At 36.2% G+C, this 11,804-nt stretch carries 14 protein-coding genes; 2 read left to right on the forward strand and 12 right to left on the reverse strand.

The genetic code is table 11. The features are described from left to right. Positions 1-21: 21 nt before the first annotated feature. The 3 genes from DEU40_RS12925 to atpD form a co-directional block, all read right to left on the reverse strand. Entirely contained in the window at positions 22-840 is an 819-nt protein-coding gene (locus DEU40_RS12925; RefSeq protein ID WP_110010217.1) for a hypothetical protein, read from the reverse strand. Between the two features lie 78 nt (positions 841-918). Then, a complete protein-coding gene (locus DEU40_RS12930; RefSeq protein ID WP_062674884.1) occupies positions 919-1,200 on the reverse strand; it encodes a FoF1 ATP synthase subunit delta/epsilon in 282 nt (93 codons plus the stop codon). An 81-nt stretch (positions 1,201-1,281) separates the two neighbouring features. Next, positions 1,282-2,790: a F0F1 ATP synthase subunit beta gene (gene atpD, locus DEU40_RS12935; RefSeq protein WP_062674887.1), complete on the reverse strand. Its 1,509-nt coding sequence runs from the start codon at positions 2,788-2,790 to the stop codon at positions 1,282-1,284. A gap of 287 nt (positions 2,791-3,077) precedes the next feature. Between atpD and DEU40_RS12940 the strand changes: the two genes are divergently transcribed. Beyond that, positions 3,078-3,998 (forward strand): bifunctional riboflavin kinase/FAD synthetase, encoded by a 921-nt coding sequence (locus DEU40_RS12940; protein ID WP_110010218.1) that lies wholly within the window; start codon positions 3,078-3,080, stop codon positions 3,996-3,998. A 39-nt stretch (positions 3,999-4,037) separates the two neighbouring features. On the opposite strand, the gene DEU40_RS12945 is transcribed toward DEU40_RS12940, so the two are convergent. Both DEU40_RS12945 and DEU40_RS12950 read right to left on the reverse strand, forming a co-directional pair. Next, complete coding sequence (locus DEU40_RS12945) at positions 4,038-4,529, reverse strand: hypothetical protein (protein ID WP_228406512.1); 492 nt, start codon at positions 4,527-4,529, stop codon at positions 4,038-4,040. An 82-nt stretch (positions 4,530-4,611) separates the two neighbouring features. After that, a complete protein-coding gene (locus DEU40_RS12950; RefSeq protein ID WP_110010219.1) occupies positions 4,612-4,965 on the reverse strand; it encodes an MmcQ/YjbR family DNA-binding protein in 354 nt (117 codons plus the stop codon). 115 nt (positions 4,966-5,080) lie between these two features. Between DEU40_RS12950 and DEU40_RS12955 the strand changes: the two genes are divergently transcribed. After that, entirely contained in the window at positions 5,081-5,737 is a 657-nt protein-coding gene (locus tag DEU40_RS12955) for an NAD(P)H-binding protein (protein WP_110010220.1), read from the forward strand. 126 nt (positions 5,738-5,863) lie between these two features. On the opposite strand, the gene DEU40_RS12960 is transcribed toward DEU40_RS12955, so the two are convergent. The 7 genes from DEU40_RS12960 to DEU40_RS12990 form a co-directional block, all read right to left on the reverse strand. After that, the gene (locus DEU40_RS12960; protein ID WP_317047529.1) at positions 5,864-6,379 is read right to left on the reverse strand and encodes a VOC family protein; all 516 of its coding nucleotides are present in this window, start codon (positions 6,377-6,379) and stop codon (positions 5,864-5,866) included. 65 nt (positions 6,380-6,444) lie between these two features. Further along, positions 6,445-7,020 (reverse strand): glutathione peroxidase, encoded by a 576-nt coding sequence (locus DEU40_RS12965; RefSeq protein WP_110010221.1) that lies wholly within the window; start codon positions 7,018-7,020, stop codon positions 6,445-6,447. A 34-nt stretch (positions 7,021-7,054) separates the two neighbouring features. Next, positions 7,055-7,717 (reverse strand): histidine kinase, encoded by a 663-nt coding sequence (locus DEU40_RS12970; protein ID WP_110010222.1) that lies wholly within the window; start codon positions 7,715-7,717, stop codon positions 7,055-7,057. A gap of 85 nt (positions 7,718-7,802) precedes the next feature. Further along, positions 7,803-8,525, reverse strand: a complete 723-nt coding sequence (kdsB, locus tag DEU40_RS12975) for a 3-deoxy-manno-octulosonate cytidylyltransferase (protein ID WP_110010223.1) — start codon at positions 8,523-8,525, stop codon at positions 7,803-7,805. 139 nt (positions 8,526-8,664) lie between these two features. Beyond that, positions 8,665-9,651 (reverse strand): phosphatase PAP2 family protein, encoded by a 987-nt coding sequence (locus DEU40_RS12980; RefSeq protein WP_110010224.1) that lies wholly within the window; start codon positions 9,649-9,651, stop codon positions 8,665-8,667. 126 nt (positions 9,652-9,777) lie between these two features. Then, positions 9,778-10,368: a hypothetical protein gene (locus DEU40_RS12985; RefSeq protein ID WP_110010225.1), complete on the reverse strand. Its 591-nt coding sequence runs from the start codon at positions 10,366-10,368 to the stop codon at positions 9,778-9,780. 118 nt (positions 10,369-10,486) lie between these two features. Further along, the gene (locus DEU40_RS12990) at positions 10,487-11,740 is read right to left on the reverse strand and encodes a pyridoxal phosphate-dependent aminotransferase (protein WP_110010226.1); all 1,254 of its coding nucleotides are present in this window, start codon (positions 11,738-11,740) and stop codon (positions 10,487-10,489) included. Between the last annotated feature and the right edge of the window lie 64 nt (positions 11,741-11,804).

Consider the following 11,804-nt stretch of genomic DNA (forward strand, 5'->3'; position numbering starts at 1 on the left):
ATCTATAAAATCTGTATTACATTAATTAGGGGTCTCTTTTGAAACAGTACCTACGTTTACTTTTTCCTGTATTTTGATAAAATTGGGATCCATAATCGCCATGCGCTCAGCCAATGCTTTGTAGGTCGGGAATTTCAGGATTGAAGCTCTTCCGGACATTTCTCTGTAGATGGTAAAAGACTTTCCTCCCGCTGTTTTCAGCTGTTTTGTTGTGGTGATATACCTTCCGATAAGTTTACTTTTAGCATCATAAATTTCAATATCAATAGGTGTTTTGTCCATAATGGTATCTTCCGAACCAAAACTTACCGGCAGATTGGTAAAATACCCCACCGGAATGCCATTACTAAGGATCTCTCCTACTTTATTGACCTCAATATTCATCTTGTCTATTTTCTTTCTGATCGCATAAGCATCTTTTGTTTTAGCATCCAGCTTCCTTTTCGGGACATTTGAAAAAAGCTCATCCAGGTTTTTAACATTGATCCCTTTGTTATCAATAATTTTAAGATCTTTAACTGAAGTAAAGACTGCAGATTTTTCTTCTCCGGAAAATGCAGAAGGTGACGAGTAATCAATTTCGATGGTTTTGTCCCTGTTGTACACTCTGTTGACAATGATATAACTGTCGCGAACAGAATCCACGATGCTTTTATCAATGAATTTAATCGTATACATCGGGGTCTCTTTAAGATCCATAAACGTATATTCGCTGGATTTGTTGGAGAGCTTAGCTACCGGAATACCGTCAAGATTAATAATTCCTCTTTTGGTTTTGATATTCTGGGCATGGAGGAAAACACCCAGAACTGTAAATAATATGATTATGCCTCTCTTCATACAATCAGACTTTTACAAATAAAAAAAGTGTAACACAAAGTTACACTTTCTTGAAAATATATTTAGCTTTTCATTTAATTATTCACAAAGGATAATTCCTTTATTATGATTAAATTCTACAACACCACTTTTGATAGCATAAGCAAAAACAGAGTCTTTTCCGGCTTCTTTAGTGAAATTTTTAGCATAAGCCTCATCAATAGAGTTAGCAAAAAGCTTTACATCACCTCCGATTAAAGAAGAAACAATTCCTGCGTGGTTTTTCATGATGTGAAATTCACCATTTTTTCCAGGCAACAATACTGAGTCTACTTCTCCTTCAAAAACTACGTACTCTGGTGTTAAAATTTTTATATTCATAGAAACAAATTTGAAATTTGATGTTTGAAATTTGAAATTACTCATCGAATTTCAAATTTCAAATCTCAAATTGTTAATAATTTATGCGTTTTCAGCTAACATTTTTTGTCCTGCTTCGATAGCTTCTTCGATGGTTCCTTTCAAGTTGAAAGCTGCTTCTGGTAAGTGATCTAATTCACCATCCATAATCATGTTGAATCCTTTGATTGTATCTTTGATGTCTACCAATGATCCTGGGATACCTGTAAACTGCTCTGCTACGTGGAAAGGTTGAGATAAGAATCTCTGAACTTTTCTTGCACGGTATACAACAGCTTTATCTTCTTCAGAAAGTTCTTCCATACCAAGGATTGCGATGATATCCTGAAGTGCTTTATATCTTTGAAGGATCTCTTTTACTCTTTGAGCACAGTTGTAGTGATCGTGACCGATAACTTCAGGAGCAAGGATTCTTGAAGTAGAAGCAAGTGGATCTACCGCTGGATAGATACCTAATGAAGCAATCTTTCTGTCAAGTACCGTAGTTGCATCCAAGTGAGCAAACGTAGTTGCAGGAGCCGGGTCAGTTAAGTCATCCGCAGGTACGTATACCGCCTGTACTGAAGTAATTGAACCATTTTTAGTTGAAGTAATTCTTTCCTGCATCGCACCCATTTCAGAAGCTAGCGTTGGTTGGTAACCTACCGCTGATGGCATACGACCAAGAAGTGCAGATACCTCAGAACCAGCCTGTGTAAAACGGAAGATGTTATCTACGAAGAAAAGTACGTCTCTACCTTGTCCGCTTTCTCCACCGTCTCTGTAGTACTCAGCCAATGTAAGACCAGAAAGTGCTACTCTCGCTCTTGCACCTGGCGGCTCGTTCATCTGTCCGAAAACGAATGCAGCTTTTGAATCTTTCATAGCTTCTAAGTCTACTTTAGAAAGATCCCAACCTCCGTTTTCCATAGAGTGCATGAAATCATCACCATACTTGATAATACCTGATTCCAACATCTCTCTCAAAAGGTCATTTCCTTCTCTCGTTCTTTCACCTACTCCGGCGAATACAGAAAGACCTCCGTGTCCTTTTGCAATATTGTTAATCAACTCCTGGATCAATACTGTTTTACCTACACCGGCACCACCGAACAATCCAATTTTACCTCCTTTTGCATAAGGCTCAACTAGGTCGATTACTTTAATACCTGTAAATAAAACTTCTGCTGAAGTTGATAATTGATCAAATTTTGGAGCTGGTCTGTGAATTGGAAGACCACCATCCTTAGAAATATCTTGAAGTCCATCGATAGCATCACCAACAACGTTGAATAGTCTTCCGTTTACTGCCTCTCCGATAGGCATCATAATAGGATTTCCGTATCCAATTACGTCCTGCCCTCTTTTAAGACCGTCAGTAGCGTCCATTGCGATACATCTTACTGTATCTTCGCCAATATGTTGTTCTACCTCTAAAACTACTTTTTCACCGTTTTCTTTTGTAATTTCTAACGCGTCATAGATTGCTGGAACAGCTTCCACATCTGTGAAGACAACGTCGATTACCGGACCAATAATTTGAGAAATTTTACCTTTAATTTGGTTTGCCATTGCTAAATTTTTTCTTGGTGCAAATATAGTGATTCTTCATAAACCCGCAATTGGTAAAAAAAAGATTTTTATCATGCTTTTGAAGAGATGAAGGAGTTTACCATTTACTATGTAAAATTCAATATTTATCATTATATTTAACAGCAAATATGCAATTCATTACTTTGTCATTATTATCATACAATATAATGCAGGATATTTTCAGAATTTTTCATTTTTAAATTTTCAGGTTCTCTCCGTTACATTAAAAATAAAGGTTTTATATTTGCAATCAAAATTTTTCCGTTTTGAAAGTTTTCAAGAATTTTACAGATTACTCCTCACAGAAGCCTCTAGCGTTGTCTTTAGGAATGTTTGACGGGGTACATCTCGGGCATAAGAGTATTATCGATGAACTGACTAAAATAGGTACAGAAAATAATCTGGAAACTGCAATCCTTACCTTCTGGCCGCATCCAAGATTTGTTTTTAATCCGAATGAAGATTTAAAGCTTCTGAATACACTGGAGGAAAAGAAACAACTTGTAGAGAAATATGGCATTGATAATTTGTTCCTGAAAGAATTTGATGAAGAATTCAGAAATCTGACCGGAGAAGAGTTTGTACGTCAGATTTTAGTTAATAAACTTAATGTAAAGTACCTTATTATAGGCTACGATCATTCTTTTGGAAAAAACAAAAGCGGAAATTTTGAGCTTCTTCAGAAATTATCAAAAGAACTTGATTTTGAAGTAGAACAGATGGAAGCCATCAACATTCATGAAAACAATATCAGCTCCACAAAAGTGCGTAATGCGCTTTTAGCAGGAAATGTTAAAGAAGCAAATGAAATGTTGGGCTACTCCTACTCTGTTTCCGGAACTGTAGTTCATGGGAAAAAGATCGGAAGAACCATCGGATATCCCACAGCTAATATTGATACCGAATCGATCAAGCTGTTGCCTAAAAAAGGAGCTTATATTGTAGAAGTATTTGTAAAAGGCAACCAATATAAAGGTATGCTGAGCATCGGAACCAATCCGACGGTAAATGGAGAAAAACTAACTGTGGAAGTTTATATCCTTGATTTTGGTGATGATATTTATGAAGAAAAGATTACGGTAAGTTTCAGGGATTTTCTTCATGATGAAATCAAATTTGAAGGTCTGGACAAATTGATTGAAAGGCTGGATGAGGATAAAAGAATAACAGAAAAATTTGATTTCTAAATATAGAGAAAGGCTATTCGGTGAGAATAGCCTTTTTGTTTATTTCAGTACTTTTAAGTAGATTTTCTGGGTTTCATTATTCAGTTTCACATTCGGGAACTGCTTGTCATAATCAATAAAGATATCTCCTTTTTGATCTGCTTTTCCGTTTCCATCAGAGTCCCAGCTTATGGTTACATAATATTTTGCAGGCCCTGCAGGTTTTGGATTGATCTTGCTTTCAGCATCTTCAGGTATTGGCAGATTGATGGTGAAAGGTATTGATTTCTGTTCATATTCCTGTTCTGTAATTAAAGTAGCAGGAGCATCAGCTAATTTTTCGTCCATTCCATATAAGCTCACATTCAGTCGGGCATTTTTAATGGTAAATGCGCCTGTTCCTGAAAATTCTAATTTAAGAGTTTCGGGAGATTTTTCAGAGGCTGATACAGCAGAAGTGTTTTTTTTGGTAGTGTTCTTATTTACCGGCTTGGTGCAGCCTGACAGCATCAATGTTCCGGCTGCTGCGAATAATAAAAGGTGATTTCTCATTTGTTATTTATTTTATTAATGTCAAATATATTATTTCACCAGTAATAGATAACAAATCCCGTACCTCAATTTATTTGATGTACTATAATGAATTGACTTCATTCTGCGCCTTTTTAGTCAGGGATTTGAAAACCAGCTCGTAGGATTGATCAATGAGTTTAAAGATCAGATCTCTTTTCAATCCATCTACTGCTACGGAATTCCAGTGGGTTTTGTTCATATGATAAGCACCTGTGATCTGAGGATATTGCTCACGAAGCTCTGCACTCCATTCCGGATCTGTTTTTACATTAATGGCCAACGGCTGTCTCTCAAGTCCCATCAGTAAAAACATTTTGGTGTCTACTTTCATCACCAGAGTTTCGTTATCAAACGGAAAACTTTCTGTAACTCCTTTTTTGGCAAGACAGTAATCTAAAATTTCGTTGGCATCCATGTTCAATATAAGTAATAAGTGATAAGTAATAGGTAATGATCAAATTAATTCTTTAATCTTTGATTCAAATTTAGTAAATTTAAGAAAGAAATAATCTCACAAAACCGCAATTATTATGAAAGCTCTGGTAATAGGTGCTACAGGTGCCACAGGAAAAGATCTTGTCAATCAGTTACTGAATGACAAAGAGTTTGATGAAGTGGATATCTTTGTCAGAAAGCCTGTTGATATTCAAAATGACAAGCTAAAAGTTCATGTGGTGAATTTTGAGAAGCCCGAGGAATGGAAAAATATGGTAAAAGGAGATGTTGCATTTTCCTGTCTTGGAACAACTTTAAAAGATGCCGGAAGCAAAGAAGCCCAAAAGAAAGTAGACTTTGATTATCAGTATGAATTTGCGAAAGCAGCGAAAGAGAATGAAGTGGAAGATTATATTCTGGTATCGGCTTACGGAGCAAATCCACAGTCTAAAATTTTCTATTCTAAAATGAAAGGCGAACTGGAAGAAGCTGTAAAACAATTGCATTTCAACAAGATCACTATTTTTAAGCCGGGAATGCTGGAACGAAAAGATTCTGAAAGAACCGGAGAAGTATTGGGAAGCCGCATCATTAAATTTGCGAATAAACTTGGGTTGTTAGAAAGTCAAAAACCTCTGCCAACAGATATTTTAGCAAAGGCAATGATTAATTCTTCGAAAATAAAAAGTAACGGCTACTCCAGTATCAAGCTGGGAAATATTTTCTGTTTTGCAGAGAAGACTAATGAATAGTTAAAAGATTCGGGATGCGTAATTCGCGGTTTGGGATGCGAGTAATATGTTTCGTGTTAAAGGGAAAACCTCCTTATTGATTCCCTTAAAATCTAAGCCCCAATCCTGCTACCTGTAATCTATTACCTATTTTGTGGTCTTGCTGCCCATTTTCTGTCCTAATTTTTCATATTCAATATCATTAGGCTCCCAAAGTTCTATTTTATTGCCCTCAATATCCATGATATGGACAAATTTTCCATATTCATAAGTTTCAATCTTATCTACAACGGTTACATTTTCTTTCTTCAACTGTTCAACAAGTTTTTCAAGGTTATCCACCCTGTAATTGATCATGAAATCTTTCTCCGAAGGCTGAAAATATTTAGTCTTTTCACTGAAAGGGCTCCACTGGCTAAATCCTTTTTTAGAATTATCACTACCCTGAAACCATTCAAATACAGCTCCATACTGATTGGTACTGAGTCCCAGGTGATTTTCATACCACTCTCTCATTTTCTCAGGATCTTTACATTTAAAAAAGATACCGCCAATGCCGGTAACTCTTTTCATATCGTCAGACTTGTTTTCTGTAACGGCCTTAAAAGCAAATCCTAACATAAATGAAGCCAGGATACAAAGGGTAAAAATTATTTTTTTCATAGGGAGCATTTATTTAAGTTAAAAATAAAAAAGTGGATGTTAACACCCACTTATAAAAATATTTCTTATTTCAGATACTTTGTAATAGCCTCATCAGTAGGCTTTGTAGTACTTACAAAAGAATCGATCAGTTTTCCGTTTTCATCTACCAGGAATTTGGTGAAGTTCCAAAGAATGGTTGTGTTCTTTACTCCGTTCAACTCCTTTTCTGTTAAGTACTTGAAGATAGGAGCGGTATCATCTCCTTTCACAGAAACTTTGGCAGCCAAAGGGAACGTTACTCCGTAATTTTTCTGGCAGAAAGCACCAATTTCAGTGTTTGTTCCAGGCTCCTGGCCTCCGAAATTGTTTGCAGGGAAACCTACTACAACCAGTTTATCTTTATATTGTTCGTACACCTTTTCAAGATCTGCGTACTGGGGTGTAAACCCACATTCTGAAGCGGTATTGACAATCAGAATTTTTTTCCCTTTGAAATCTGCAAAATTGATTTCTTTACCATCAAGACTTTCTACTTTAAAGTCATATATTGTTTTTCCCATAAGTTCTGTGGTTTTAGCTTTAGAAATTTCACTTTTCTGGTTGGTGCAGCTTTGCAGGAATGCCATGAAAGAAAGCAGCAGTAAAAAAATCTTTTTCATTTCTTATAATTTTATGCAGCAGGCTGCAGTTGATTTAAAATTTAAAAATATTAGCCGGAAAAACTTTATTGATATCGATTCTGTTTAATAACATCACATAATCTCCGTCTTTTTTAGGACTTGAAGACTCAATTCTGAAAGGCATTATAATGTTTCCAACTTTTTTGAAATCAGAATAAATCAGTGTCTCATCTTTTTTCACTTCTTTAATCAGCATATACGTTTTTGTATCAAAATAATACATGTTCTTATTTACATTCTTGGTAAGCTGTACCTTATGGCAGTAGATCTCTCCTACTTTTTCTTTTCCAAGATATTTGGCGTCAAATCCTTTATTTTCCCAATCAATAAAATCATTATCAAAACTTTCCGGCACATATTCAGGATATTCCTGAAGCTTGTTGGCCGCATAGTTCATTGCATAGCCTTTGGTACCGTCAAAACCTTCAATAGCTGTTTCTTTCCCTCCGGTAGTAATCAATGTTTTAGTAAGATTCGGACGCTGCTGAAAAATTCTTATCGGATATTCATCTTTCACACCCAGGACTACTTTTCCCTGAAGCAATACTGAGTTTAACAGTTTCCAATTGGTTAACCCTCCGGATAATTCAATGTTTTTGTCAATAATTTCCTTTGCGGTCTGTCCGAATATCACGTGCGAAAATATCAGTCCAAATACTAATAATAACTTCTTCATTAATTTTATTTATAAATTCAAATATAGGGGGATTTATGGAAAATTGCAACAAAGGCAAAAGCTCAGGAAGACCAATTTGTTAATTTCAGATAAGTTTTCGGGCTTTTTCCAAATCTTCCGGGGTATCAATGCCTACTCCTACGAAATTGGTTTCTATCATTTTGATTTTCATTCCATATTCAAGATAGCGGATGCATTCAATCTTTTCGGAGATTTCCAATGGCTTCATAGCCAGCTTTGAAAACTGCAACAGCGCTTCTTTTCTGAAAGCATATACTCCAATATGTTTAAAATAGCTTACATCAAAGGAAACTTCTCTGTGAAAAGGAATTACAGAACGACTGAAATATAAAGCAAAACCATTGTTATCAGTAATTACTTTTACGTTATTCGGATTTTCAATTTCTTCTTTTTCGCGCAGCTGTATTTTCAAAGAAGCTAAAGATATTTCCTGTTGCTGATCATGTTTAAAAACTTCTATCAGTTGACGTAAAGGTTCTAACTTAAGGAAAGGCTCATCTCCCTGAACATTAATGACGATATCACAGTCTATATTCTGTACAGCTTCGGCAATACGGTCGCTTCCGGTCTCATGCTGTCCTGTCATAACGGCTTTTCCTCCGTTTTTTACGATTTCATCAAGAATAATTTCAGAGTCTGTGGCGACAAATACTTCATCAAACAGCCCCGTTTCCACTACATTCTGATAGGTTGTGGTAATAACGGTTTTTTCTCCTAAAATCTGCATTAGTTTCCCCGGAAAACGGCTTGCTTCATAACGTGCAGGGATGACAGCGATTATTTTCATTCAATACAATATTAAGTAATTCTTTTTAAATCAGGAGGTTTCATCCCAACACTTATAAAAGTCCGGATACACCTTTTATCCTGAGACCAAATGTAGTGAAAAGTATCTTATTTCCTAAACAAAACAAATATTTCAGAGTTTAAAAAGAGAGTTTTACGCCTACCATATTGTATTCCCATTGGCGGGATGCAGTGAAGTTGAGACTATATTTTGTCTTTCCGATTGTTCCTTCTGAAGAAGTGTATCTGCTTTTTGATATGGTTTTTCCTATAAAATATCCCATTAATAGGGCTAATGGATAGTCTGAAGCCCAGTGAACTTTACTCTGCATCATTTGAAAGCACAACGCTCCGGCTAAGGTATATCCTACAGGTTTGATCCATTTCGCATCCGGATAGTTATCTGCTATTACCGTGATCCCAGCCATAAAAGTAGTTAAGTGTCCTGATGGCATTGCGTCGTAATTCGAGGTGTTTTTGCTGAATGCTGAAAAGCTTGGAAAAGGGTTCCATGCACCTCCTTTATGTCCGTATTCTTCTGCAATAAAAGGGCTTTCTCTTCCGGTAATTCTTTTCAGGGTTTGGGTGAAAACTCCGGAAAGAATTAAACTTTCCATCAAACCACTGGCGGTAGCCTGGGCTCTGTAGTCATTTTTTATCAATCCATAGGTTCCGAAACCAATTCCTAATAATACTAATGTAGAGCCATTTCCTATCAGGTACAGTGCAGATCCTACATCTTTAGGAATTTTAAATACACCTCCCACTTTATGGTAGTTATTATCTTTATCCATTCCCCATTGTTCAGCCAGTTCTCTTGAATTATCAATCAGTTTCTGATCAAACGGCAGGAGTATTAACGTAGCACCAACAGCACCTCCCAGATAATAAGCATGATCTTTAGCTACGAAATCTTTATTGGTATTGATGAAGTTTCTTGGTAATTTGGTGACAAAGTCAAGGAGTTTAGGTTTTGGATACGTCCGGACGGAACCGTCTTTTAAGGTGTAGGTTTGTACTTTTGGAAGCTCAGCTTCTTTGGGAAGTTCTTGTACCTTCAATGTATCAACTTCTTGTGAGCATACCAATATTGAAACCGGTAAGAGTAGAAATCTCAGTTTTTTCATCGTGTAATTTTCGATTTATATATCCAGGTGTGTAAAAGCCACAAATATAATTCCTTGTTGAATGTAGTGCAAAGCGGTTATCTAACTTTTAATATTTATTTAATTTTTTGAGAAATAAACGCAGCTTCAATTCAAATATTGGATCAGAAAAATAATTCCATATATCCATGAAATATAGATAAAAGAATAGAAAAGTCCGAGTCCAAGGCTTTTTACTATTTTTCCTTTACATTTTCCTGAATTTTTAAAAACCAATCTGAGTGCTCTGAAAAATATCCAGTACAAAATTGCACCCAACAAGAATACAGCAGACCAAAAGAAAAGTCCGAAAAAATACGAAAGAAAAATAAGTAGAATTGAAATTACAATCCATAAAAGAACTGATAAAATAACACCACCTATTCCATCACCAACAGCTGGTGGATCAAACTCAAAACCATCAAATTTTGGCGTTTTATCAGCATATCTTTGTATTCTTTCTTTGTTTAAAATATTTCCGATATTATCTTTTAATTTTAACCCAGAATACAGCCCCCCAGTGATAAACAGGAAAAATGCTCCCGCCAGAACAGAAGTTGATAATATTGAATTCAAAAACAGTGAGCGATGATCAGCTTTCCCTGAAAGCCAAACGCTTAAAATTACTATTACAATAATTGACAGTGTTGAAAAAAACAAATATTTTGTCTCAAGAAAGGGTTTCTGTGGAAGGTTCATGGTTTAAAAGGTGTGTAAAAACGCTTCGACTCCGCTCAGCGTGACATTGCTAAAACTAAAAGATATATTTTAACGATGTCATGCCGGACAGAGTCGAAGCCTATATTTTATGTAAAGATTACTTTAAATTGTTTAAAGCACTTTCCAGTTTTGGAAGCATTACCTTGATCTCATCTACAGCCAATCCTCCTACAGAAGCACGGAACCAAGGTTCTGATTTTTCTTCTCCGAAGGCTGAGAACGGAACCAAAGCCACTCCTGCTTCATTGATTAAGTAGAAAACAAGATCTGAAGAGTTTTCAATGACAGCTCCGTCAGGTTTTGTTTTTCCAATATAATCAAGTTTGATGGTAAGGTAAAGAGCACCCATTGGTTCGATGCTGTCAACAGCAAGTCCTTTTGCCTTTAAATCCTGAACTCCGTTGTGAAGTACTTTTAAGCTGTTTTCAAGTTTAGCTTTAAAGTCGTTAACGAAAACATCAACGTTCTCTGAGTTTTCATAGAATTTAGCGGTTGCTTCCTGCTCTGGTTTTGGAGCCCATGCCCCAACGTGAGTAAGAAGTGCCTTCATTTTATCCAGGATATGAGCAGGTCCGAATCCCCATCCAACACGTACTCCTGTTGCTGCAAGACATTTTGAAATACCGTCGATATAGATGGTGTAATCTCTCATTTCCGGGAAAAGAGAAACAGGATCTACGTGCTCAGCACCGAATGTAAGGCAAGAGTAGATCTGGTCATACATTAAGTATAACGGTTTTTCGTCTGCTCCTCTTTTTTTATTTTCAGCAATGACCAGTTCACAGATTTCTGAAAGCTGTTCTTTCGTAAACATGGTTCCTGTAGGGTTCAATGGAGAACATAATGCCAATAAAACAGCTCCATCCAAATGCGGTCTTAAATCATCAGCAGTCGGAAGGAAGTTGGTTTCAGGTTTTGTTTTCACTTCTACAGCGTTGGCAGAAGTAAGATAAGCATAGTGATTGTTGTTCCATGATGGTGTAGGATACACTACTTTATCTCCTTCGTCTACAATGGTTTTGTATACGGCATAAATCAAAGGTCTTGATCCTGCAGTAATCAGAATATCGTTAGGAGAATAATCCAGGTTCCATCTTTTTTTAAGGTCTTTGGAAACTTCTTTTCTTAAAGATAAAAGTCCGTTGGCAGGCGGATAGTTCGTCAAATTATTCTGATATGCTTTCTGAATCTCTTCCTTCAGCAATGCCGGAATAGGATAGATATTAGAATTCAGATCACCAATAGTAAGATTGGCAATTTCCGCTCCTTTTGCTTTTAGATCATTTACTTCGTTACCAATTTTTACAATTTCAGAACCGATCAGGTTCGCTGCTAATTTTGAAACTTTCACTTTTTCTTATTTTAAATTTATATTATCGTTCTCCATGAATCTTCTCATATTTTTGATTGATGGT

It is taken from the genome of Chryseobacterium sp. AG844 (assembly GCF_003182335.1).
In the GTDB taxonomy this organism is placed as follows: Bacteria; Bacteroidota; Bacteroidia; order Flavobacteriales; family Weeksellaceae; genus Chryseobacterium; species Chryseobacterium cupriresistens.

What these genes read in the sequence shown, in the direction of transcription:
- DEU40_RS12950 (WP_110010219.1), bottom strand. Translation starts at nt 4,965, where the DNA reads ATGGATGCCAACGAAATTTTAGATTACTGTCTTGCCAAAAAAGGAGTT.
- kdsB (WP_110010223.1), bottom strand. Translation starts at nt 8,525, where the DNA reads ATGAAAATAATCGCTGTCATCCCTGCACGTTATGAAGCAAGCCGTTTT.
- DEU40_RS12960 (WP_317047529.1), bottom strand. Translation starts at nt 6,379, where the DNA reads ATGAAAAAAATAATTTTTACCCTTTGTATCCTGGCTTCATTTATGTTA.
- DEU40_RS12970 (WP_110010222.1), bottom strand. Translation starts at nt 7,717, where the DNA reads ATGAAGAAGTTATTATTAGTATTTGGACTGATATTTTCGCACGTGATA.
- DEU40_RS12930 (WP_062674884.1), bottom strand. Translation starts at nt 1,200, where the DNA reads ATGAATATAAAAATTTTAACACCAGAGTACGTAGTTTTTGAAGGAGAA.
- atpD (WP_062674887.1), bottom strand. Translation starts at nt 2,790, where the DNA reads ATGGCAAACCAAATTAAAGGTAAAATTTCTCAAATTATTGGTCCGGTA.
- DEU40_RS12945 (WP_228406512.1), bottom strand. Translation starts at nt 4,529, where the DNA reads ATGAGAAATCACCTTTTATTATTCGCAGCAGCCGGAACATTGATGCTG.
- DEU40_RS12985 (WP_110010225.1), bottom strand. Translation starts at nt 10,368, where the DNA reads ATGAACCTTCCACAGAAACCCTTTCTTGAGACAAAATATTTGTTTTTT.
- DEU40_RS12955 (WP_110010220.1), top strand. Translation starts at nt 5,081, where the DNA reads ATGAAAGCTCTGGTAATAGGTGCTACAGGTGCCACAGGAAAAGATCTT.
- DEU40_RS12965 (WP_110010221.1), bottom strand. Translation starts at nt 7,020, where the DNA reads ATGAAAAAGATTTTTTTACTGCTGCTTTCTTTCATGGCATTCCTGCAA.
- DEU40_RS12980 (WP_110010224.1), bottom strand. Translation starts at nt 9,651, where the DNA reads ATGAAAAAACTGAGATTTCTACTCTTACCGGTTTCAATATTGGTATGC.
- DEU40_RS12925 (WP_110010217.1), bottom strand. Translation starts at nt 840, where the DNA reads ATGAAGAGAGGCATAATCATATTATTTACAGTTCTGGGTGTTTTCCTC.